The sequence below is a fragment of the Serratia sp. NA_13 genome (genome assembly GCF_052691735.1).
The window spans coordinates 107,123-130,052 of the sequence record NZ_JBQZFV010000007.1; the positions used below are offsets into that span (position 1 = coordinate 107,123).

General features: G+C 55.5%; 18 protein-coding genes and 2 pseudogenes. 8 read left to right on the top strand and 12 right to left on the bottom strand.

Going from position 1 to position 22,930, the window contains the following annotated elements; all coding sequences use genetic code 11:
- Nucleotides 1-8 precede the first annotated feature (8 nt).
- From ACUTSU_RS12305 to ACUTSU_RS12325, 5 genes and pseudogenes are all read right to left on the bottom strand, one after another.
- Nucleotides 9-1,190: a questin oxidase family protein gene (locus ACUTSU_RS12305; protein WP_445654230.1), complete on the bottom strand. Its 1,182-nt coding sequence runs from the start codon at nucleotides 1,188-1,190 to the stop codon at nucleotides 9-11.
- Nucleotides 1,180-1,623 (bottom strand): DMT family transporter, encoded by a 444-nt coding sequence (locus ACUTSU_RS12310; RefSeq protein WP_445650166.1) that lies wholly within the window; start codon nucleotides 1,621-1,623, stop codon nucleotides 1,180-1,182. Before ACUTSU_RS12310 ends, ACUTSU_RS12305 begins: the two co-directional genes overlap by 11 nt.
- An 11-nt stretch (nucleotides 1,624-1,634) precedes the next feature.
- Complete coding sequence (locus ACUTSU_RS12315; protein WP_445654231.1) at nucleotides 1,635-2,093, bottom strand: DMT family transporter; 459 nt, start codon at nucleotides 2,091-2,093, stop codon at nucleotides 1,635-1,637.
- 296 nt (nucleotides 2,094-2,389) lie between these two features.
- Nucleotides 2,390-3,007, bottom strand: a complete 618-nt coding sequence (dmsD, locus tag ACUTSU_RS12320) for a Tat proofreading chaperone DmsD (protein WP_445654232.1) — start codon at nucleotides 3,005-3,007, stop codon at nucleotides 2,390-2,392.
- Between the two features lie 49 nt (nucleotides 3,008-3,056).
- Nucleotides 3,057-3,839: pseudogene (locus ACUTSU_RS12325) on the bottom strand (DmsC/YnfH family molybdoenzyme membrane anchor subunit).
- Here ACUTSU_RS12325 and ACUTSU_RS12330 point away from each other — a divergent pair.
- Nucleotides 3,840-4,063 (top strand): annotated as a pseudogene (locus tag ACUTSU_RS12330) (integrase core domain-containing protein); the annotation flags it as partial. It lies immediately after the preceding pseudogene.
- Here the strand turns inward: ACUTSU_RS12330 and serS are convergent.
- The 5 genes from serS to lrp all read right to left on the bottom strand — a co-directional run bounded on the left by serS (nucleotide 4,060) and on the right by lrp (nucleotide 11,982).
- Complete coding sequence (gene serS / locus ACUTSU_RS12335) at nucleotides 4,060-5,352, bottom strand: serine--tRNA ligase (RefSeq protein WP_135315910.1); 1,293 nt, start codon at nucleotides 5,350-5,352, stop codon at nucleotides 4,060-4,062. The pseudogene ACUTSU_RS12330 and the gene serS sit on opposite strands and share 4 nt — an antisense overlap.
- A gap of 110 nt (nucleotides 5,353-5,462) precedes the next feature.
- Complete coding sequence (locus tag ACUTSU_RS12340) at nucleotides 5,463-6,806, bottom strand: replication-associated recombination protein A (RefSeq protein ID WP_445654233.1); 1,344 nt, start codon at nucleotides 6,804-6,806, stop codon at nucleotides 5,463-5,465.
- 7 nt (nucleotides 6,807-6,813) lie between these two features.
- Nucleotides 6,814-7,425, bottom strand: coding sequence for an outer membrane lipoprotein chaperone LolA (lolA, locus tag ACUTSU_RS12345; RefSeq protein WP_135315908.1), 612 nt, complete (start codon nucleotides 7,423-7,425; stop codon nucleotides 6,814-6,816).
- Nucleotides 7,426-7,785: 360 nt separating this feature from the next.
- On the bottom strand, nucleotides 7,786-11,367 hold the full coding sequence (locus tag ACUTSU_RS12350) for a DNA translocase FtsK 4TM domain-containing protein (protein WP_445654234.1): 3,582 nt from the start codon (nucleotides 11,365-11,367) through the stop codon (nucleotides 7,786-7,788).
- A 120-nt stretch (nucleotides 11,368-11,487) separates the two neighbouring features.
- Nucleotides 11,488-11,982 (bottom strand): leucine-responsive transcriptional regulator Lrp, encoded by a 495-nt coding sequence (lrp, locus tag ACUTSU_RS12355; protein WP_004928318.1) that lies wholly within the window; start codon nucleotides 11,980-11,982, stop codon nucleotides 11,488-11,490.
- A 667-nt stretch (nucleotides 11,983-12,649) separates the two neighbouring features.
- Here lrp and trxB point away from each other — a divergent pair.
- From trxB to infA, 7 genes are all read left to right on the top strand, one after another.
- Nucleotides 12,650-13,621: a thioredoxin-disulfide reductase gene (trxB, locus tag ACUTSU_RS12360; protein ID WP_153857332.1), complete on the top strand. Its 972-nt coding sequence runs from the start codon at nucleotides 12,650-12,652 to the stop codon at nucleotides 13,619-13,621.
- A 77-nt stretch (nucleotides 13,622-13,698) separates the two neighbouring features.
- Entirely contained in the window at nucleotides 13,699-14,580 is an 882-nt protein-coding gene (locus ACUTSU_RS12365) for a LysR family transcriptional regulator (protein WP_445654235.1), read from the top strand.
- 95 nt (nucleotides 14,581-14,675) lie between these two features.
- Nucleotides 14,676-15,293: a glutathione transferase GstA gene (gstA, locus tag ACUTSU_RS12370; protein WP_445650160.1), complete on the top strand. Its 618-nt coding sequence runs from the start codon at nucleotides 14,676-14,678 to the stop codon at nucleotides 15,291-15,293.
- Between the two features lie 176 nt (nucleotides 15,294-15,469).
- Complete coding sequence (gene cydD / locus ACUTSU_RS12375) at nucleotides 15,470-17,236, top strand: heme ABC transporter permease/ATP-binding protein CydD (RefSeq protein WP_445650159.1); 1,767 nt, start codon at nucleotides 15,470-15,472, stop codon at nucleotides 17,234-17,236.
- Nucleotides 17,237-17,238: 2 nt separating this feature from the next.
- On the top strand, nucleotides 17,239-18,975 hold the full coding sequence (cydC, locus tag ACUTSU_RS12380; RefSeq protein ID WP_445654236.1) for a heme ABC transporter ATP-binding protein/permease CydC: 1,737 nt from the start codon (nucleotides 17,239-17,241) through the stop codon (nucleotides 18,973-18,975).
- 30 nt (nucleotides 18,976-19,005) lie between these two features.
- The gene (aat, locus tag ACUTSU_RS12385) at nucleotides 19,006-19,731 is read left to right on the top strand and encodes a leucyl/phenylalanyl-tRNA--protein transferase (protein ID WP_012006107.1); all 726 of its coding nucleotides are present in this window, start codon (nucleotides 19,006-19,008) and stop codon (nucleotides 19,729-19,731) included.
- Nucleotides 19,732-19,837: 106 nt separating this feature from the next.
- Nucleotides 19,838-20,056, top strand: coding sequence for a translation initiation factor IF-1 (gene infA, locus ACUTSU_RS12390; RefSeq protein WP_002211347.1), 219 nt, complete (start codon nucleotides 19,838-19,840; stop codon nucleotides 20,054-20,056).
- A gap of 218 nt (nucleotides 20,057-20,274) precedes the next feature.
- Here infA and clpA read toward each other — a convergent pair whose 3' ends face one another.
- On the bottom strand, nucleotides 20,275-22,554 hold the full coding sequence (gene clpA / locus ACUTSU_RS12395; RefSeq protein ID WP_153857337.1) for an ATP-dependent Clp protease ATP-binding subunit ClpA: 2,280 nt from the start codon (nucleotides 22,552-22,554) through the stop codon (nucleotides 20,275-20,277).
- A gap of 27 nt (nucleotides 22,555-22,581) precedes the next feature.
- The gene (gene clpS / locus ACUTSU_RS12400) at nucleotides 22,582-22,902 is read right to left on the bottom strand and encodes an ATP-dependent Clp protease adapter ClpS (RefSeq protein WP_445650157.1); all 321 of its coding nucleotides are present in this window, start codon (nucleotides 22,900-22,902) and stop codon (nucleotides 22,582-22,584) included.
- Nucleotides 22,903-22,930 lie beyond the last annotated feature (28 nt).

A 22,930-nucleotide genomic window follows, 5' to 3' on the forward strand; every position in this document is an offset into this window, starting at 1 on the left:
TTGACCTCTCACTCCAGATTAGGTGCATGTTCAAACGACGGTGGCAATTGGGGTGTTGTGGTGAACTGATGTGCGGTGGCGCGATACAGGGTGCATTTGGTACGCAACCATAGCAGTTTCATCACATAAACCAGTTTTGGGTTATGCTCCTCTTCCTCCTCCACGGCTCGCGCGGTGAGCTGCAGCCACTCGCGTTCCCATAACGGATCGCGGATATCGTCGTATTCATCGGCATAAAGATGCTGGAGAGATTGTAACTTATCGGGGTGAGCCAAACTATCGGTAGCAAACAACATGCACTGCATCCCGACCCAGTAGCTGCAAAGCACCTCGCGCGCCTCTTGCTCAGGTAAATGCCCGGCGATTTGTTCCATGGCCAACAATGACGTCAACAAGTGCAGCAGCAGAAAATTCCCCGGAGTGGTCAGGTAGATTAATGTGACCGTTTGATAGAGTTGCGCCCAGGCCTGCTCGAGGCTCTGTTGCGTCAGCCACTCCGGTTGTCGATAAATTTCCTCATGCCCCTGATGCAACACGCAGGCAATGCGATATTGCAGACCGGAACGCTGTAATTCAGGATGGATGCGCGCCTTGATTTCCTCAGCAGGCGTTTCAATCACTGCGCTCTGCCAGGCCAACATCTCTTCCCGCCGTTGCTCCCAGCAGTTCGCTAAACGTAACACCGAGTCGAAGGCCTTTGACTCCCCAAGATGCGGGTCGTATCGGGAGCGTCGGTGATGACAGGGAACATACGAATAAGCCATATAGGCCAAGCCTTCGACGATCATCACTTCATGCTCGGCCAGCAATGCCCAGCCCAGATGAATGGTGCCATGCGTCAACGAGCCCACCCAACCGTCGATCAGCTCCGGCAGGTAGCTGGCGAGCACCTGTTCACGACCCCACTCGCGTATCTGCTGCCGGAAAAAATCGCAATAGGCACTGAAGCTGCTGCGCTTGCCCAGCAGGCTACGCCAGTTTGCGTCGTCAATCTGATACCTGGCTTTTCTTGGTGGCTCCAACCCCATGCCGTAAGGCGTCATGGCGGCATAGCGGCGGTAATACCAAAGGATACGTTCATCCGGCACACCCAACCCAGCCAAAGCGATAACGGCATGTTTAACATGATTGGTGAGATGCCCGTTAAACTCTATGTCATACCGCTGATCATCTAACAGTTCATTTATCATGATGATATTTCTCAAGTGTCGATAGGATGATCCCAATGGTGATCAGCGCCACTCCCAATAGCTGAATGAGATGACTGCGCCCACCTTGATTAATCACATCAAACAGCACGGCCGAGAACATCTGACCGCCAATAATTAATACCGAAGTATTCAGCGCCCCCATTTTGGGGAACACGTAGCTGCTGGTTGCCACGAACAGTGCGCCACACCCGCCACCAACCCAGGCGTATGCCGGAACCTGCCCCCAATGAAACTGCCCCAGCTGTTGCCAATAAAACGCCGCCACCAGCAGGGTCAGAAATAAGAAACCCACCGAGTGATTCCATAAGGAGGTGCGGAAGGCGCCAATAGAGGCGCTCAACTGACCATTAATCACCCTGGCAGAGCTAATAATCATCCCGTTTAATAGGGCAATAAAAATAAGCGTATCCACGTCATCGCTCCCTAAAGGCTATAGATAATAAGAAAACAGCCGGAAATAATCAGAGCAGAGATATACAGGCTACTACGTGTCATTTTTCGTTTTTTTGAGCCGAATAAACCAAAGTGATCTGAGACAAAGCCGAATAATAATTGCCCAACCAAACCAAGAGAAATTGTACTGGAGAGAGGGATGCCACCGTTAATTGCCATCGTCGCCAAAATGACGGTAAAGGCTCCGGGAATACCACCAAGATAGAGCCACCAGGATCGTTTCTGTGGTTTATTATTCGATTTCTTAGGATTTTTTTTAACAAATAATAAAATAAGCAACAATGAACTCAACATGCCAATACCGTGAGCCACCCATGAGGCGACGACAGAAGAGGTTTGTTCAGACAGAGCGCTGTTGGCTTGAAACATTAAGGTAAGAAAAAAACCGCTAAGAATAGCGATGAAAATATTTTTAAAATTGCCAATCATAATGTGTAACCTGCGCATTAAAAAACCACTAAGGTGATTTTACAATCCTTGTACAGCAAAGCCTTAAGAACGATGCCAAGAAGCTTTTACTCATATAATCCGCAAAAAAACTACACCTATCGATAAAGCATGTCAATGAAATGTTAAGATTGATTTAATAATTCATTAAACTTAAACATTCAGGGGATTGATGAGGAAACAGGGGAGGAGGCACTGGCGATAACCAGCCCCTTTTATGGCTCGATGCGGAGGGTAAACCAGGAACAGCCGCCTACTTTGGCGGCCGTTCCTGGGTATCAGAAATGCAGATCTAAAGTTTCAACTTCAGCAGAGCATTCAGCAGCCCAAGCGCTCAGAGTGAGCTGCGCCAATTGCGCCAGCCCCTGATAGAAAGGATGTTGCGCATTCGCCTGCAGCAATTCCAGATAGCGCGGTGCCCAAGGCAACAAATGTTTGGTCAGCAATTGCTCCACCAACCCACCCTGATGCTCTTCGGCTAACCATGCCACCATCATCAACAAAGTACCGATGTGATCTTCCGGCTCGTTGCGATCGTGTTGCGCGTCGATACCATTGGAACGCAACCACCTGCGCAGGCGCAAAGTGGAATTGCCAAACAGCACGTTCTCTTTGTCCAGATACACCGAACCCCATAACGGAGCCGGTAAAGTGTCAGGCCCGACAAACAAACGTTGGTAAGCCTCCGCCAGCGACTCCTCTTGTTCATCTTCAATGCCGCTGGCGATCAGTGCTGCCGCCGTCTGCAACTGTTCGGCGTCGCCATAAGGCCACTCTTTGACCCACTCAGATTCAGACAAGGTTGCCAACAGTTGTTGACCGTCTACACTTTCTGGCGGTGCATACAACAACACACCCAGCACCCGGCCCGTTAAAGCGATATTTTCAAGCGTCATAAATCAAGGATCCTGTTAAGGGCACAGCAAACTGTGCCTGACGACAATATTAACCGGTTACCGCCATGCCAACGGTCATATGCAGGCCGTAGAACACACCACGGCCTACCAACTCACCGGCGATAACCAAAATCAAACCTAAACCCATCCCTATCACGCTCGCGTTACCCCGGCGTAACAGTGGGCAAATCCAACAGCCTAAACCTGACACCACCAACACCAGCCGCCCAACCATTAACTGGCCATATTACGGTATCAGCGTTGACGCCTGCTGTACCGAGCTATTGATACTGGCCAACTCATAGCCTTGCATCATCACTGCGCACAGGCTTGCCAACAGTGCCACCACGCTAAGAATAGCCAGTGGATAACGGGCTAATACCGCTAATCCAGCCGCACGCAGCAATAAAACGCCCAGCAACGGCCCGCCGATCAGCGTCGTCAGGAAAAAGTTCAGCGTAGTGTAACCGTTATGCCAGGTTGGCACAGTATCGATTTGATACCCCCGCGTCATGGCGTAAACAAAGACCACGCCCAGCGCCATGGTCACCCACAGCCATACTTTCCCCAACGTCGATGGCATTCTGCCCAGTATCGCCAGCAGCCAATAAAAACCCCCGACGGCAAAGAACAACGCGCCACTGGCAATTTCGTTGCTCAACGCCGAAGCGCCAACGCGGTTTAACGAGTTGAACGCACGTAACGGTGCCCCCAGATGTAGCGTAGTAGCGACAAAAGCGATGCCCATCAGCAACCACAAACAGAACATTGAGCGATGAACCGCCCGGCTCTGCTGCTCATTCAAATTGCCACCGATCACCGCCCCCGCCATAATGCGCTGGCGGAACGGGTAAACGGGATACTGAAAATGGAATACCTGCTCAGCAGACCGAAAGATATCGGGCAGGTAAGGAAGATGGTCAGGGAGTCGGTGGAAATCTACAACACACAGCGACCGCATCTGTCGCTACAATACAAAACGCCCGATGAAGTTCACCGGGCGTTATAAGACTGAAAAGTGTCAGCCTATATCAGGACTCGTCACTAATTTGTTAACCGATATATTCCAGCCCACCCATATATGGGCGTAATACTTCCGGTACCTGAATACGGCCATCAGCCTGCTGGTAGTTTTCTAGCACGGCCACCAGCGTACGACCGACCGCCAGACCAGAACCGTTCAGCGTATGCACCAGGCGCGGCTTCTTCTCGGTTTTGCTGCGGCAGCGGGCCTGCATGCGGCGTGCCTGGTAATCCCACATGTTGGAGCAGGATGAGATCTCGCGGTAAGTGTCCTGCGCCGGCAGCCACACTTCGAGATCGTAGGTCTTGCACGAGCCTGCGCCCATGTCACCGGTACACAGCAACATTTTACGGTACGGCAGGTTCAGCAGCTGCAGCACTTTCTCTGCATGACCGGTCAGCTCTTCCAGCGTAGCCATCGAGTCTTCCGGACGGACGATCTGCACCATCTCAACTTTGTCGAACTGGTGCATGCGGATCAAACCACGGGTGTCACGGCCATAAGAACCGGCTTCGGCACGGAAACAAGGCGTATGCGCAGTCATCTTCAGCGGCAGAGACTCCTCTTCCAGGATCTCGTCGCGCACCAGGTTGGTCAATGGCACTTCTGCGGTTGGAATCAGCGCGTAGTTGCTGCTGTCGGATTCTTCTTCCAGCGGTTTGGTGTGGAACAGGTCTTCACCAAATTTCGGCAACTGGCCGGTACCGAACAATGTGGCATGGTTAACCAGGTAAGGAACGTAAGTTTCCTGGTAGCCGTGTTGTTCGGTATGCAGATCCAGCATGAACTGGGATAACGCACGGTGCATGCGGGCAATTTGCCCTTTCATCACCACAAAGCGAGAACCGGTCAGTTTTACCGCAGCGGCAAAGTCCAGACCACCGGCCATTTCGCCCAGATCGACGTGATCGCGTACCGGGAAATCATACTGGCGCGGTTCGCCCCAACGGCTGACTTCCAGGTTATCGCTGTCATCTTTGCCGTCTGGTACTTCATCGTCAGGCAGGTTCGGGATCGCCAACGCATAGTCACGGATTTCAGCCTGCAGCTGATCCAGCGCGGCCTTGGCCGTGTCCAGCTTGTCACCCAGTTCGTTTACTTCGCGACGCAGCGGCTCAATGTCTTCCCCGCGCGCTTTAGCCGCGCCGATGGATTTCGATCGGGAGTTACGTTCTGCCTGCAGCGTTTCGGTTTCTACCTGCAGAACTTTGCGACGCTCTTCTTGAGAACGCAGCAGATCCAGATCGAGTTTAAAGCCTCGGCGAGCCAGTTTGACGGCGACTGCGTCTAGCTCATTACGCAGCAGATTGGGATCGAGCATGCTAATCCTGTGCTTATTGTTATTGAAAGAAAATTTGATGTTTTATTCGGCTGAATTTATAGCCGTATAAAGGAAGAGTGATACCCGCTAACCTTACCGCAACGGCAACGCTAGCGATAGCGTTTTGTCTGGCTATTTTGATCCTGCTCAGCCAGCCATGCCAGCTTTTCACCAATTTTACCTTCCAGCCCACGTGAGGTTGGATGATAGTAACGTGTTTTGGCCATTTCGGGTGGGAAGTAATCCTCGCCGGCAGCATAGGCATTAGGTTCATCGTGGGCGTAACGATATTCTGCACCCAGCCCCATTTCCTTCATCAGCTTGGTTGGCGCATTGCGCAGATGTTCGGGGACGTCATAATCAGCCATTTCTTTGGCATCACGAATTGCCGCTTTGAAGGCGGTGTAAACCGCGTTGCTTTTTGGCGCGCAGGCCAGATAGACGATAGCCTGGGCAATCGCCCGTTCGCCTTCCGCCGGGCCGACGCGGGTAAAGCAGTCCCAGGCCGCGATGGCGACCTGCATGCCGCGCGGGTCGGCATTACCCACATCTTCTGAAGCAATCGCCAGCAACCGGCGCGCCACGTACAGTGGATCGCCCCCGGCGGTGATAATACGTGCATACCAGTACAACGCCGCATCCGGCGCTGAACCACGCACCGATTTATGCAGCGCCGAGATCAGATCGTAAAAGCGGTCGCCTTTATTATCGAAACGCGCACTGCGTTCACCAGAGACCTCTTTCAGTAATTCCGGCGTCAGCACGCGAATGCCTTTGGCGTTGATCTCCGCCATGTCCGCCATCATCTCCAGGCTGTTCAGCGCCCGGCGAGCGTCGCCGCCGACCAGCTCTGATAACATGCGACGCGTCTCTTCCGGCAGTTCGATATTCTGGCCGCCAAAGCCCCGGCTGCTGTCCTGCATCGCCTGATCCAGCACCTGGCTGATATCCTCGGCGGTCAGCGCCTTCAGCAAATAAACACGGGCCCGTGACAACAGCGCCGAGTTAAGCTCAAAAGACGGGTTTTCGGTGGTGGCGCCGATAAAAGTGATGGTGCCGTTTTCAATATGTGGCAGGAAGGCATCCTGCTGGCTTTTGTTGAAGCGATGAACCTCATCGACAAACAGAATAGTGCGGCGACCGGCGTCACGGTTTTGGCGTGCACGCTCGATCGCCTCGCGGATCTCTTTGATCCCGGACGTGACGGCAGAAATACGCTCGACGTCCGCCTGGCCATAACGGCCGATCAATTCTGCCAGCGTCGTTTTCCCGGTGCCCGGAGGCCCCCACAGAATCATCGAATGCAGTTGCCCCGCCTCGATAGCGCGCGGCAAAGGCTTGCCGGCGGCCAGCAGATGCTGCTGGCCGATATACTGTGCCAATGTGGTCGGCCGCATCCGCGCGGCCAACGGTTGGAACTCATTCTGGGAAAAATCGAGCGACATATTACTCACGCGGACCTCACTGGCGCTGGTCGTCCAGCGTCACCCCCTTCGGCGGGGTAAATTTAAATTTGCTGGCATCGGCAGCAACGTTCTGCTGGCTTTTCAGCGCGTAAGAACTGCGCTGCCCGTCCTGCTCAACCGCGGCAAAACTGCGGATAGTGCCGCTGTTATCCACGCTAATGGCGAACTGCTTCAGGTTACCGCTGCTTGATTTTGGCGTCAGCTCAAAATCATTACCTTTCTGTTTAACGTTGTACTGTTTCCAGTCATTGGCGTTATTGCGGGTAATCAGCATAAACGGCGTATTGCCGGTAGCATTTTTCAGCCAGGTGGCGGTTACCTGCTCAACAAAGGGGTTGTAGAACCACAGGGTCTGACCGTCTGACACCAGCACGCTCTCGTCTGGCGAGGTCATGTGCCAGTTAAACAGGTTGGGACGTTTCACCCAAAGCTCACCTTCACCCTGCTGTACCGCAGCGCCATCGCTGCTGGTCACGGTCTGGGAGAAGCTGGCGTGGAAACTGTTCACTTTCGCCAGGCGACTTTGCAAATCCTGCGCGGCGTCGGCCAGCACAGAGGTGGAAGCGAATCCCGAAAGCAGACAACAGGCAACTAACAGTTTTTTCATTATTCCAGATACCTTATGAAATGCGTTAACCGCAAGGCGGTGCCGTGCGGGTCAAATGAACCCTCAACACCTTTACTCTACCCGAAGCCATTCGCCGGCAGATAGGCCAATGTTCCGAGAAGCCGATGGGTTTACGCTTCTTTGCACAAGGGCCGCTAAGCGGCCCTTATATGTTGCTGACAAAGCAGGAAAAAGCGTGGTTTTTCCTGCTTTGTGGTGACCAGCCGAAAATCAATAAATTGATTTTCCTTGTTTTTTATTTATCGAACTCTATTCGCTCTGTGCAGGAATGAGGTTTGTCATCAGTCTGAAGGGCCGCTAAGCGGCCCTTTTAATTAAATAACAACGATTAAAACTTCATCAGTCATGCCGTGGCGGTGCCAGCACCTCGCGGTTACCGTTGTGCCCCTGCTCGCTGACGATGCCCTGCGCTTCCATCTGTTCGATGATACGCGCAGCGCGGTTGTAACCGATGCGGAACTGACGCTGTACGCCGGAGATAGAGGCGCGGCGTTTATCCACCACAAACTCCACCGCCTGATCAAACAACGGATCCAGCTCTTCGTCACCGTCCAGACCGCCGCCAGTTCCACCCTCACCGTCGTCACCGGCGCTGAGGATACCCTCTTTATATTGAGGGCGCTCACGCGCTTTCCAATCCTTAACCACCGCATGCACCTCCTGATCGCGCACAAATGCACCATGCACACGGACCGGAATCGAGGAGTTAGGGGCCAGATAAAGCATGTCCCCCATCCCTAGCAGGGATTCAGCACCGCCCTGATCGAGGATGGTACGGGAGTCAATCTTGCTGGACACGGTAAAGGCGATACGGGTCGGGATGTTGGCCTTGATAAGACCGGTGATCACATCCACCGACGGACGCTGGGTTGCCAGCACCAGGTGAATCCCCGCTGCACGCGCTTTCTGCGCCAGACGAGCGATCAGTTCCTCAACCTTTTTGCCGACCGTCATGATCAGATCGGCAAACTCGTCGACCATCACCACGATATAAGGCTCTTTCTCCAGTACCGGCGGCGTCATGTCCATGCTGTCGGTCGGTTTCCAGAACGGATCCGGGATCGGACGCCCCATGGCTTCGGCCTGATCGACGCGTTCGTTATAGCCGGCCAGGTTACGCACACCGAGCGCAGACATCAGCTTGTAGCGACGCTCCATCTCGGCGACGCACCAACGCAGGGCGTTAGCGGCGTCTTTCATGTCGGTGACCACATCCGTCAACAGGTGCGGAATACCTTCATAAACCGACAGCTCCAGCATTTTCGGGTCGATCATGATAAAGCGCACTTCTTTCGGCGTGGCCTTATACAAGATGCTCAGGATCATGGCATTGACCCCAACCGACTTACCGGAACCGGTGGTACCTGCCACCAACAGATGCGGCATTTTCGCCAGGTCGGCCACCACCGGTTCGCCAGAAATATCTTTACCCAGGACGATTGCCAGCGGCGACGGATTATCGCGGAACGCCGGGCAGTCCAGCACTTCTCGCAGATAGACCGTCTGACGTTTGACGTTAGGCAGTTCCAACCCGACATAAGGCTTGCCGGGGATCACTTCCACCACACGTACCGCCGAGGTTGACAGTGAACGCGCCAGGTCACGCGACAGGTTGGAAATGCGTGCAGCCTTGACACCCGGAGCCAAATCCAGCTCGAAACGGGTGATGACCGGCCCTGGCAAAATATCTACCACATCGGCTTTCACCCGGTAATCGGCCAGGCTGGCTTCTACCAAACGCGCCTTTTGTTCCAACGCGAAGGAATCTACCGGCTCCACCTCTTTCGGGGCTTCTGTCAGCAAATCCAGCGTCGGCAACGGCGTGGTCGGTTTTTGCAACGGCATTTCGTTACGCATCAGGAACGGGTGGATCAGGCTGCCCATTCCCGGCTGCTGCACGGCAGCAGGCTCCGGTTGTGCCACAGGCTGCTGATAGGCAGGTGGCTGTTGCTGCACCGGTTGCTGCTGCGCTGGTTGATAAGCTGGCTGCGCAGGCTGATAGGATTGTTGTACCGGCGGGGTCTGAGGCTGAGGCGGCGACGGATAAACCGGCGCGGTGGGCTCAAACTGACCGAAAGGCACATCATCTTCACGCTCGCTTTGCAGCTCAATACGTTCTTCCAACTGTGGCGACAGGGTAAACAGTGGCTCAACCGGGCCATCATCAACCAAATCATCCATCGGCGAGAAGCCAAATGCATTGCGGGTATCTACCGGCGTAGTTGGCGCCACCGATGGAGCCTCTGGCTGACCATAACGCTGGCTTTGCTGGTCGGCAAACGCCTGACGCAGCGCGGCTTCCTGCAGAACAGCTTCATCATCCAGATTATCCGACTCGGACTCCCCGCCGTAACGCTGGCTTTGCTGCTCGGCAAACGCCTGACGCAGCGCGGCTTCCTGCAGAGCAGCTTCATCATCTTGCGAAAGATTTTCAGCCTGTTGCAATGGCTCGTCGTCCCCCCGGGTGCGCTGTTCCTGTTCGGCCATACGCTGCGAAGGCAGCTTGATGCCGTAGGAAGCCAGTTCACGCCGGGTCGGAATGCGCACCGGGTTCGGGCGCGGCAATTCAGGGCCGAGGCCCTGTTTCACCTGTGAATTCGCGTCACTGGTGGCGCTAAAGGCCGGCATAAAGGTATTGGCGGCAACAGCACCGGCAATTGCCGTCGCTGCGGCAGGTGCCTGAGGTTTCGCGCTGCCAAAGGGTGAAACGGCAGGCTCGGCGGCACTGAAACCGGCCGGAGCAGTGACATCCACGTGCTCACGTTGGGCGGCAGAGAAATCAAATGGAGAATGCTCGTGCGACGGCGATGCGGCCGGAGCATCCCAATTCCCCATACGCGGCTCGTCGTCGTCCTGGTAAGGATCAATCGGACGTGTCGTCTTAGGCGTTGGTGTCTCTTCAGGGATCTCAAACGAATACAGCGGCGGCGCAGTGTTTTCCGCTACCGCGGTCATCGGATGCTGGTTCACCGAAGCCGGAGCCGGGGGTGCCGCAGTGACCGGCGGGGCCTGGGCCACAACAGGTGCCGCTGTGGCCGGTACACTGGTTGGCGCTGGCGCAACAGGTGTGATATTCGCATCATCGTCATCATTAGCCCGCAGGCCGCTGAGCAACGGATCTTCGGCATCTTCCGCCGCCATTTTGGCGGTTTCCGTGACCGAAGGCGCAGAGAACAATACGTCATCTTCCGCTGCATTGGCCGCCGTCGTCGTGGCAGCTACCGCAAGCGCGGCTTCCTTGTCTGCAGACTCGGGCTGCTCTTCGACGTAGCGGTCGTCATCGTCGTAATAACGGTCTTCACGGCGTGAACGGTTGGTCATAAAGGTCACCGTCCCCAGCACCACGCCGCCGATACGCTCGGCGATCACCAGCCAGGACCAGCCGGTAAACAACGTCAGCCCTGCAGCCCAAACGCATAGCAGCCCCAGGGTGGCGCCAATACCGTTGAACCACGGCAACATGGCGTTGCTCAGCAAACTGCCGATCACACCGCCGGATGCGAAGTAATAGAGATCGTCGACATTCAATGCCGCCAGGCCACATGAAGTGAGTACCAGCGCCAACGTGCCGATCAGGCGCAGTGAAAGCGCAAAATAGTCGATGTATTCGCCGCCGCCGCGCTGGCGATAAGCGGCCCAGCACAACACCAGCATGATCGGCGGTATCGCATAGGCGAGTACCCCGAAGGTGAAGAACAATGTGTCGGCCATCCAGGCCCCGACGCCACCGCCCAGGTTATGAATAGGCTCATGCCACGCGGTCTGCGACCAGCTCGGATCAGACGGATTGAAACTGACCAAGGCAGCCATGAGGTAAATGGCAAAAATGGCTACCACAATCAACACAGCTTCAAGCAAACGGCGGCCGCTACTGAGTTTTCTCAAGGTAACTTCTTTATCTTCTGTATATTCCTGGCTCAAGAAAGGCTCTCCAGGTTCCTGTTAGCTGACATAGCAACAGCGCCGAGAAGCTTCCCCGGCGCCGAAACTGTATGAATAAACAGGAGTGTAACCAATTTAATCAGGTTTTGCACCTGCACCCTACCGTGTTTTGATAACCAGACGGTTACTCTGTTTCACTTCTTCCATTACCACGTACGTACGGGTGTCGTTAACCCCCGGTAGACGCAGCAAGGTTTCACCAAGCAACTTACGGTAAGCCGACATATCCGGCACGCGGGTTTTCAACAGATAGTCGAAATCACCGGACACCAGATGACACTCCTGAATTTCTTCAAGTTTCTGTACTGCCGAGTTGAATTGCTCAAACACATCCGGCGCACCGCGGTTCAACGTGATTTCTACGAAGACCAGCAGGGACGCATCCAGATAATGCGGATTGAGCAAAGCGGTATAACCATGAATAAAACCCTGGCGCTCAAGGCGGCGCACACGTTCTAAACATGGGGTTGGGGATAACCCCACGCGCTTGGAAAGCTCAACGTTCGAAATACGCCCATCCTTCTGCAGTTCGTTCAGGATATTGCGGTCGATACGGTCGAGATCTTTACCCGGGCGTTTCTTATTGTCTGCCATTATTATTGTCTCTCTTATTTTCTTCCCTGCACTTGCCACACCCTAACCAACGTCAATGTGTAAGGGTTCGTTCCAAGCGAAGACCCGATGCCTGTTTATGCTTCACTACCATCATCTCCCCTGGTGCAGCCTGTCTGTCAAATCCTGCACCGGGTTTTTAAATGATGTTATTTGCAAGAAGAATTCCCCTGCTTGCACGCTGTCCCCTCACCTGCCGCACGAACCTTCAGCAACGGCGCAAAATTCTGCACCAACGCTGTAAATACGTACGATTTACTGTAGGGACAGGGATAATTTCTTCTTCCTATGATGTTTTCGCAAATGCGCAGCGGATTGTCAAAGTAAAAGAAGCAAAATCAGAAGAACGTACCGTCATGAAAAGTTAGCACCCCGTTTTTAGTTATGAATCGCTGGCTTGAAAAGCCCACAGTCAATGCGCTTAAACCCGCTAAATGGGCTGTTTCCGGTCAATGGAGTAAAGAGCGGAGATGAGTGATTTCCATAAGTTAAATTGCTGCGCTTTACGCTCTCTTTAGCGGCAATTTAATAATTAATAGGTAATGGCTATCAAACAAATCGTTAACAACATCCCCTGGCGCTTTTTTTAATGCTGCATTTTCCCTACAATCGGATCCATTGTCCGCCATTGTGGGAAAAGAGGATATTCATGGGCACGGCTAAACACAGCAAATTATTGATCCTGGGCTCCGGCCCGGCGGGCTATACCGCCGCAGTTTACGCAGCGCGCGCCAACCTGAACCCGGTGTTAATTACCGGTATGGAGCAAGGGGGTCAGTTGACCACCACCACCGAAGTGGAAAACTGGCCGGGTGATGCCGAAGGCCTGACCGGCCCGGCGCTGATGGAGCGTATGCGCGAGCATGCTGAAAAATTCCAGACCGAGATTGTGTTTGATCACATCAACAGCGTTGACCTGCAGAACCGTCCGTTCCGCCTGTTTGGCGACAGCGGCGAATACACCTGTGATGCACTGATTATCGCCACTGGCGCCTCGGCCCGTTATCTTGGCCTGCCTACCGAAGAAGCTTTCAAAGGCAAAGGCGTGTCTGCCTGTGCCACCTGTGACGGTTTCTTCTACCGTAATCAGAAAGTCGCGGTGGTCGGTGGTGGCAACACTGCCGTGGAAGAAGCACTGTATTTGTCCAACATCGCCGCCGAAGTTCACCTGATTCACCGCCGTGACAGCTTCCGTTCCGAGAAGATCCTGATCAACCGGCTGATGGAGAAAGTGAAAAACGGCAATATCGTGCTGCACACCGACCATACTCTGGATGAAGTGCTGGGCGATCAAATGGGCGTGACCGGCGTACGTATCCGTAGCACCAAAGCGGAAAACCAAACGCAGGAACTGGAACTGGCCGGCGTGTTTATCGCTATCGGCCACAGCCCGAACACCAGTATTTTCGGTGGTCAGCTGGAGCTTGAGAACGGCTACATCAAGGTGCAGTCCGGCATTCACGGCAATGCCACCCAGACCACCATTCCGGGCGTATTCGCCGCCGGCGACGTGATGGACCACATCTACCGCCAGGCGATCACCTCTGCCGGGACCGGTTGTATGGCGGCATTGGACGCTGAACGTTATCTGGACGGCATCGCTGGCGCAGAAGTGCTGTAACCACACACTGTCATTTTGAAAAGCGGCTATCACAGCCGCTTTTTTTGTTCCTGCAAGTTAAGTCGGACGGTGATTCGATGCACAATCTTCTCCACTGGCGTTTATTGGTTGCGGTAGCCGACAGAGGTAAAATCACCCAAGCGGCAAGCCAATGCGACATGACCCAATCCGCCGCCAGTCAGGCCATCGCTCAGTTGGAAGAGCAACTGCAAACTCTGCTACTGGTTCGCCTGCCGCACAGCGTTGCACTTACCCAGAGTGGTGAACAAATTGTCATTCACGCTCGCGCCATGCTGGCCGGGCTGGATGCTATCCAACACTACGCGCAGCAGGCAAAAAGCGCGCACGCCGGCAAGATACGCCTGGCCAGTTTCCCCTCCGCATTCTCCCTGTTACTGCCGCCGTTATTACGTAAATTCCGCCGTCGCTATCCCGCGATAGAACTAATTCAGTTGGAAGGTACCGACTTGGAAGTAGAAAACTGGCTGGCGCTGGAAACCGCCGACGTCGGTGTAGTGTTGAACCCAAATCGAGAACGGCAAAGCTCCCCATTGGGCCAGGATCCGTGGCTGGCAGTGACCGCCAGTCATCATCCCCTGGCCAGGGGGCGACAACCGGTGACGTTCAGCACACTGGTCAAACAGCCGTTTGTGCTGGCAACCGGCGGCTGCTATTTCAATGCGCAACTCTTGGCACAGCAGGCCGGGTTGGCGTTAACCGATGTACGCGTGACCGTCAGTGACTGGAACACCGCGCTGACGCTGGTACGGGAAGACACCGGTGTGTCGTTGATACCAGCCTCGGTGATACCGGCCGGTATCTCGGGTATTTGCGCATTGCCTTTGGCTACACCGCTTTATCGTCATTTTGATCTGGTCTGTTCGTTTGGCGGCGCAGCTTCAGCGCCGGTACAGACCCTGCTGCAATATTTGCAACAGCACCTGCCCGTCAGTAGCTGAGCTGATAACAGGTTTCTGATATTTTAATTTTTCAGTTGGCAGCACCAACGGCATTCTGGCGAGCAAGCGATTTCGCTTCTTAGCCAGGAACTGCCATGAAACTCTACTTTGCCCCCGATACCTGTTCACTCTCTCCACATATCGTTTTACGAGAATTGGGGTTGCCGTTCGAACTGATCCGGGTCAATAACCGCACCAAACGCGGCGCCGACGGCCGGGACTTTTATCAGGTGAATCCCAAAGGCTACGTCGCCGCCCTGATGCTGGACGACGAACGGGTGATTACCGAAGGGACTGCCATAGTGCAATATTTGGCAGATCTGCGCCCCGACGCCGCACTGGCCCCTCCAGCCGCGTCTTTCGAACGGGTACGTCTACAGGAATGGCTGAACTTCATTACCAGCGAGATCCACGCCGGCTCCAGTCCTTTGTTCAACCCGGCGCTGCCGGAAGAGGTCAAAACGCTGTTTCGCGACAAGCTGCGTCGCCGCCTCAATTACCTTGCACAGGCGCTGGACGAACAACCTTTCCTACTGGGTGAATGCTTTAGCGTAGCGGATGCCTATTTATTTACCGTGCTGCGTTGGATGGCCCAGTTTTCCATCGAACTGAAAGACTGGCCATCGTTAACCCGATATAGGGCTCAGATCGCCCAACGCGAATCGGTCCAGGCCGCCCTGGCCGCGGAAGCCGCGAGTCAGGAGGTGAAATAACCCGGCGGCCGCCGTCTGTTATAGCGATATTTGACCGCTTTATTATTTTCAGTCTGCCGGGTGAAGAGGTAACATTGGCCTTCACTTGTTCGCTTCAGGTTGGGGCAAACACTTTTTTTAACAGTACGTTAACCTTGTCTGTAACAACAGGCGCCGGCGACGCAGACTCATATCTGATGAAAAAAACCAGACAGCAACAGTTAACCCGTTGGCTCAAAACTCAGAGCACCCTGGCGCAGCGTTGGTTGCGCCTTTCCATGTTGTTGGGGCTGATAAGCGGCGTTTTGATCGTCGCACAGGCATGGCTGTTGGCCGCCCTGCTCCACGCCCTGATTATCGAACACGCCCCGCGTGAACAACTGATCCCCTCGTTTATCTGGCTGGCTGCCACTTTCGCACTGCGGGCGGTGTTGAGTTGGCTACGTGAGCGCGTCGGTTTTATCTGCGGACAGGTGATCCGCCAGCGTATGCGTCAACAGGTGCTGGATAAACTGCAACAGCTCGGCCCGGCCTGGATCCAGGGCAAGCCGGCAGGCAGTTGGGCCAGCATCATCGTCGAACAAATCGAAGATATGCAGGATTACTACTCCCGCTATCTGCCGCAGATGTACCTGGCGGTGTTTATCCCGGTGCTGATCCTGATTACCGTATTCCCAATCAACTGGGCTGCCGGTCTGATCCTGTTGACCACCGCGCCGCTGATCCCGATGTTTATGGCGCTGGTCGGTATGGGTGCCGCCGATGCCAACCGTCGTAACTTCGTGGCCCTGGCACGGTTGAGCGGTAATTTTCTCGACCGCCTGCGCGGGCTGGATACGCTGCGCCTGTTCAACCGGGCTGAAGCAGAAACCGCGCAGATCGCCAAATCGTCCGAGGACTTCCGCAGCCGCACCATGGAAGTGCTGCGGTTGGCATTCCTGTCCTCGGCAGTATTGGAGTTCTTTGCCTCTATCTCCATCGCCGTGGTGGCGGTCTATTTCGGTTTTTCCTTCCTTGGCGAACTTAATTTTGGCAGCTACGGCACCGGCGTCACGCTGTTTGCCGGTTTCCTGGCGCTGATCCTGGCTCCGGAGTTCTTCCAACCCCTGCGTGACCTGGGGGCTTTCTACCATGCCAAGGCGCAAGCGGTGGGCGCTGCTGAAACGCTGGAAACCTTCCTCAGTGCCGAAGGTGAGCAAATGGGCAGCGGCACGCAAATGCTGGGTACCGATGTGCCGCTGGAACTGCAGGCGCAGAATTTGGAGATACTGTCACCAAATGGCGCGCTGCTGGCCGGCCCACTGAGTTTCACCCTGCCGGCGAACCAGCGTATTGCCCTGGTCGGGTTAAGCGGTGCCGGTAAAAGCTCGTTGCTGAATCTGCTGCTCGGCTTTCTGCCCTATCGCGGTTCATTAACCGTCAATGGAACCGAACTGCGCGAGTTGGCGGCCGAAGGCTGGCGTCAGCAGCTTGGCTGGGTAGGTCAAAACCCGCACCTGCCGGCTCAGACGCTGCGGGCCAATATTCTGCTGGGGAACCCACAGGCCAGCGAAGCCCAGTTGCAACAGGCGGTGGAGCAAGCCTACGTCGGCGAGATCCTGCCGCATCTGCCGCAGGGATTAGAGACTGAAGTGGGCGATAACGCCGCCCGCTTATCCGTCGGCCAGGCTCAACGCGTAGCCGTAGCCAGGGCGCTGATCAGTCCGCGCCGTTTACTGCTGCTCGATGAACCGGCCGCCAGTCTTGACGCCCACAGTGAACGCCGGGTGATGCAGGCGCTGAATGTCGCCTCACACCAGCAAACCACCCTGCTGGTCACCCACCAGTTGGAAGATACCGAAGATTACGACCAGATTTGGGTGATGGAAGGTGGGCAGATCGTTCAGCAAGGTGATTACGCCACGCTGAGTGCTCAGCCGGGCCTGTTTGCCAATCTGATCGCACACCGCAGCGGGGATCTCTAATCATGCGCGTTTTGCTGCCATTTCTGGCGCTATACCGTCGTCACAGCCTGCTGATTTGTTTAGGCATCGTACTGGCCATCGTCACTCTGCTGGCCAGCATCGGCCTGCTGGCGCTATCCGGCTGGTTCCTCGCCGCATCGGCCCTGGCCGGGCTGGCCGGTTTGTTTACCTTCAACTATATGCTGCCGGCCGCCGGTGTCAGGGGTGCCGCTATTTTCCGCACCGCCGGGCGCTACGCCGAACGCGTAGTCAGCCACGATGCCACTTTCCGCGTGCTGTCCCATCTGCGGGTATTTACCTTTAAAAAGATCCTGCCGCTGTCGCCGGGCGGCATTGCTCGCTTCCGCCAGGCCGATCTGCTTAATCGCCTGGTGGCGGATGTCGATACGCTGGATCATTTATACCTGCGGGTGATCTCCCCACTGGTCAGCGCCGCCGCCGTGATTGTGGTGGTGACCTATGGCCTGAGCTGGCTGGACACCACGCTGGCCCTGACGCTGGGTGGCATTCTGCTGTTGCTGCTGCTGTTGGTACCACCGGTGTTTTATCGTGCCGGTAAGCCGATTGGCGGTCAGTTGACCGCGCTGCGCGGCCAGTACCGTACCGATTTGACCGCCTGGCTGCAGGGCCAGGCCGAACTGGTGGTGTTCGGTGCCGTTGAAAGCTTCCGTACCGATCTGGATGCCACCGAGCAGCGCTGGCAGCGCCGTCAATGGCAACAGGCTTCTCTGGGTGGCATGGCACAGGCACTGATGATCCTGGCCAGTGGCCTGACGGTCACTTTGATGCTGTGGCTCACCGCGGGCGGTATTGGTGGCGACAGCCAGCCCGGTGCGCTGATTGCGCTGTTCGTGTTTGCCACACTGGCCTCGTTTGAAGCGCTGATGCCGGTGGCCGGTGCTTTCCAGCATCTGGGTCAGGTGATCGCTTCCGCCACGCGGGTGAAGCAGGTCATCGACCGACAGCCGGAAGTGACCTTCCCGGCCCATGGCCCGGCGGCCGAGGGCGTTGCCACGCTGAGCCTGCAACAGCTCACTTTCACATACCCCGACCAGCCGCTGCCGGTATTGCAGGATGTCACACTGGAAATTGCCGCCGGCGAACACATTGCGCTGCTCGGGCGTACCGGCTGCGGCAAATCGACTCTGCTGCAGTTGCTAACCCGCGCCTGGAACGCCGACAGCGGCCAGGTGCTGCTCAATGGCCAGCCACTGAGTGCTTACGATGAAACCACGCTGCGCCAGATGACCACCGTGGTCAGCCAACGGGTGCATATTTTCAGCGATACGCTGCGTGACAACCTGCGCATCGCCGCGCCTGCAGCAACCGATGAACAATTGCGCGAAGTATTGCAGCAGGTCGGCCTGGACAAGCTGCTGGACAACGAAGGGCTGAACGCCTGGCTGGGAGATGGCGGTCGCCAACTTTCCGGCGGTGAGCAGCGCCGTCTGGGGATAGCCCGCGCGCTTTTGCATCAGGCCCCCTTACTATTGCTCGATGAACCGACCGAAGGACTGGACGCCGAAACCGAACAGCAGATCCTGGCGCTGCTGCGCCGGCACTGCCGGGGTAAAACGCTGATCCTGGTGACCCACCGTATGTATGGGCTGGAGCATCTGGACCGTATCTGCGTGATGGACGGCGGCCAGATTGTCGAGCAAGGCGACCATCTGACCCTGATACGTCAACAAGGGCGTTATGCCCAGTTCCGCCAACGTATCAGCGGTATCCCGCTGTAAAATGGCCTGTAGAGGACGCTGAGACCTTTTATGCGCATAGTTAAGCTGTCACCGCATTCACTGGCGTTCCCCTCTCCTGAGGGCGCGTTGCGCGATCCTAACGGTCTACTGGCGATTGGTGGCGATTTGACTGCGCCGCGCTTGCTGGCTGCTTATGAGCGCGGCATTTTCCCCTGGTTTTCACCGGGGGAAGCCATTTTGTGGTGGTCGCCAGACCCACGCGCGGTGCTGTTCCCGGCCGAGCGCCATATCAGCCGCAGTCTGAAACGCTTCCTGCGCAGTAACCCCTTTCGCGTGACGCTGAATCACGACTTTGCCGCGGTGATCGCCGCCTGCGCCGATAGACCGGAAGAAGGCACCTGGATTGGCCCGGAAGTACAGCGCGCTTATTTGCATCTGCACCGCCTTGGCTTCGCTCATTCAATCGAGGTATGGCAGGGTGACGAACTGGTCGGCGGCATGTACGGCGTGGCTCAGGGCGCGCTGTTCTGCGGCGAATCCATGTTTAGTCGTACCACCAACGCCTCCAAGTGTGCCCTGATGACTTTTTGCCGCCATTTTGCCGCTTATGGCGGAGAATTGATTGACTGTCAGGTGCTTAACGCTCACACTGCCACGCTGGGAGCAAAAGAGATCCCCCGAAGACAATTTTTGCAGCAGCTCAGCCAACTTCAGCGCAAGCCATTAGCGCCAGAATGCTGGGCACCGCAAGTGTTACCCCCACAGCAGGTTGAACCACCCTCCCCAACAAACTAATTTTGCGGAAACGGTGCAATGTTCACCGACACTTCTTTACATAATGTGGGTTTTTCGGCATTATCTTGCCGGTTAAAAACTAAGGTAGTTAGACCTAGAGGATTCGATGGCCAAAGAAGACAATATTGAAATGCAGGGCACCGTTCTTGATACGCTGCCAAACACCATGTTCCGCGTTGAATTAGAAAACGGGCACGTGGTTACCGCACATATCTCCGGTAAAATGCGCAAGAACTACATCCGCATCCTGACGGGCGACAAAGTCACTGTAGAGCTGACCCCGTACGACCTGAGCAAAGGCCGCATTGTCTTCCGTAGCCGTTAATCGGCTCACTCGTCGCCAGCCGATGGCGGCACCGAGGATGTAATGCCTCCGGAGCCCTTTCCGTTTACCCCCGTAGCAACGTTCAACACCGAGTTGCAGGTGCGCAGGTAAACTGAGAGGGCTCAATCATTTCTGTTTTGGTGATGATTTTCACCCATAAAAAAAGCGATGCCGAAGCATCGCTTTTTCTTTATCTGAATCTGAATCTAACCCCAGACTTAGTGAACCGCACCTTCGTCCGCCTTGCGCATTGACGCGCTGATAAATTGATAAGTCAGTTTCTGGTTTTCTTTATCCAACTCGACTTTCACCGAGCCACCGTCCACCAGCGAGCCGAACAGCAGTTCGTTGGCCAGCGGTTTCTTCAGGTTTTCCTGCATCACACGTGCCATTGGACGAGCCCCCATCGCACGGTCGTAGCCTTTCACTGACAACCAGTCACGCGCTTCGTCACTCACTTCCAGCGACACGCCCTTCGCATCCAGCTGCGCCTGCAGTTCGACGATAAACTTATCGACAACCTGCTGGATCACCTCAGTCGACAGATGGTTGAACCAAAGAATATTGTCCAGACGGTTACGGAATTCCGGCGTGAACACTTTTTTGATCTCTTCCATCGCGTCGGTGCTGTTATCCTGCTGGACCAGGCCGATCGATTTACGTTCTGTCTCGCGCACCCCGGCGTTAGTGGTCATCACCAGGATCACGTTGCGAAAGTCCGCCTTACGGCCGTTGTTATCAGTCAGGGTCCCGTTGTCCATCACCTGCAGCAGCAGGTTGAACACGTCCGGATGCGCCTTCTCGATTTCATCTAGCAGTACGACAGAGTGCGGATGCTTGAGCACCGCGTCGGTCAGCAGACCGCCCTGGTCGTAACCGACATAGCCCGGAGGCGCACCAATCAGACGGCTAACGGTATGACGTTCCATATACTCGGACATGTCAAAGCGCAGCAGTTTGATATCCATCGCCTTCGCCAGCTGTACCGTAACCTCGGTTTTCCCGACCCCGGTTGGCCCGGCAAACAGGAAGGAACCGACCGGCTTGCGATCGTGGCCCAGACCCGCACGGCTCATCTTGATTGCCTCGGTCAGTGCTTCAATCGCCTGATCCTGGCCAAATACCAGCATTTTCAGACGGTCGCCCAAGCTTCTCAACACATCACGATCGCTCGCCGACACGGTTTTTTCCGGGATACGTGCAATACGTGCTACCACCGACTCAATGTCGGAAACGTTAACGGTTTTCTTGCGCTTGCTGACCGGCATCAGCCGGCTGCGAGCCCCCGCCTCGTCGATCACGTCGATAGCCTTGTCCGGCAGATGACGGTCGTTGATGTATTTCACCGACAGCTCAACCGCAGCACGCACCGCTTTGGCGGTATAACGCACATCGTGGTGCGCTTCGTACTTGGTTTTCAGGCCGTTGATGATCTGAATGGTCTCTTCCGGCGTCGGCTCGATAATGTCGATTTTCTGGAAGCGACGGGCCAAGGCGCGATCTTTTTCAAAGATGTTGCTGAATTCCTGGTAAGTGGTCGAGCCGATGACCCGGATCTTGCCGCTGGAAAGCAGCGGTTTGATCAGGTTGGCGGCATCGACCTGCCCACCGGAAGCCGCACCGGCGCCGATGATGGTGTGGATCTCATCGATAAACAGGATGCTGTTCTTGTCCTGCTCCAACTGTTTCAGCAGCGCTTTGAAGCGTTTCTCGAAGTCGCCACGGTATTTGGTACCGGCCAGCAACGAGCCGATATCCAGTGAATACAGCGTACAGTCCGCCATCACTTCCGGGACGTCGCCCTGCACGATGCGCCAGGCCAGCCCTTCGGCAATCGCAGTTTTACCCACGCCGGACTCACCCACCAGCAGCGGGTTATTCTTGCGGCGACGGCACAACACCTGAATGGCACGCTCCAGCTCAGGACCACGGCCAATCAAGGGATCGATACCGCCCACCCGAGCCAGTTGGTTGAGGTTGGTGGTGAAGTTTTCCATACGGTCTTCCCCTCCGGACTGCTCTTCATTCACCGGGTTTTCCGCATTCGGCGCTTGGCCCGGCTCGTCTTTACGTGTGCCATGTGAAATGAAGTTCACTACGTCAAGACGACTGACGTCGTGTTTGCGCAGCAGATAAGCCGCCTGCGACTCCTGCTCGCTGAAAATTGCCACCAGCACGTTGGCGCCGCTGACTTCGCTGCGGCCGGAAGATTGGACATGGAATACCGCACGCTGCAGTACGCGCTGGAAGCTAAGCGTCGGCTGAGTGTCGCGCTCTTCTTCGCTGACAGGCAGCGTCGGCGTGGTTTGTTCGATAAAGGCTTCGAGTTCCTGGCGCAGTGCGGCCAGGTCCACCGTACATGCCTCAAGCGCTTCCCGCGCGGCAGGGTTGCTGAGTAACGCCAGCAACAGGTGCTCCACGGTCATAAACTCGTGTCTGTGCTCACGCGCTCTGGCGAAAGCCATGTTGAGACTGAGTTCCAGTTCTTGATTGAGCATAAGCACCTCCCCAATAGATTGCCTTATTCAGGCTTTTTCCAGCGTACAAAGCAACGGATGCTCGTTCTCCCTGGCATAACGGTTCACATGCACGACCTTGGTTTCCGCCACCTCGGCGGTAAATACACCGCAGATCGCCTTGCCTTGATAGTGGATCGTGAGCATCAGTTGCGTTGCGCGTTCAATATCATAAGAAAAGAACTTTTGCAGAACGTCAATCACAAATTCCATCGGTGTGTAATCGTCGTTGTTAAGTATAACTTTATACATAGACGGCGGTTTTACCGCATCGATTTGTTTTTCTTCGGCCAAGTGTTCAAAATTTAGCCAATCGTTGTTATTGCCCATCGCTGCTCATCTTCTCTGCTCTGTCCTT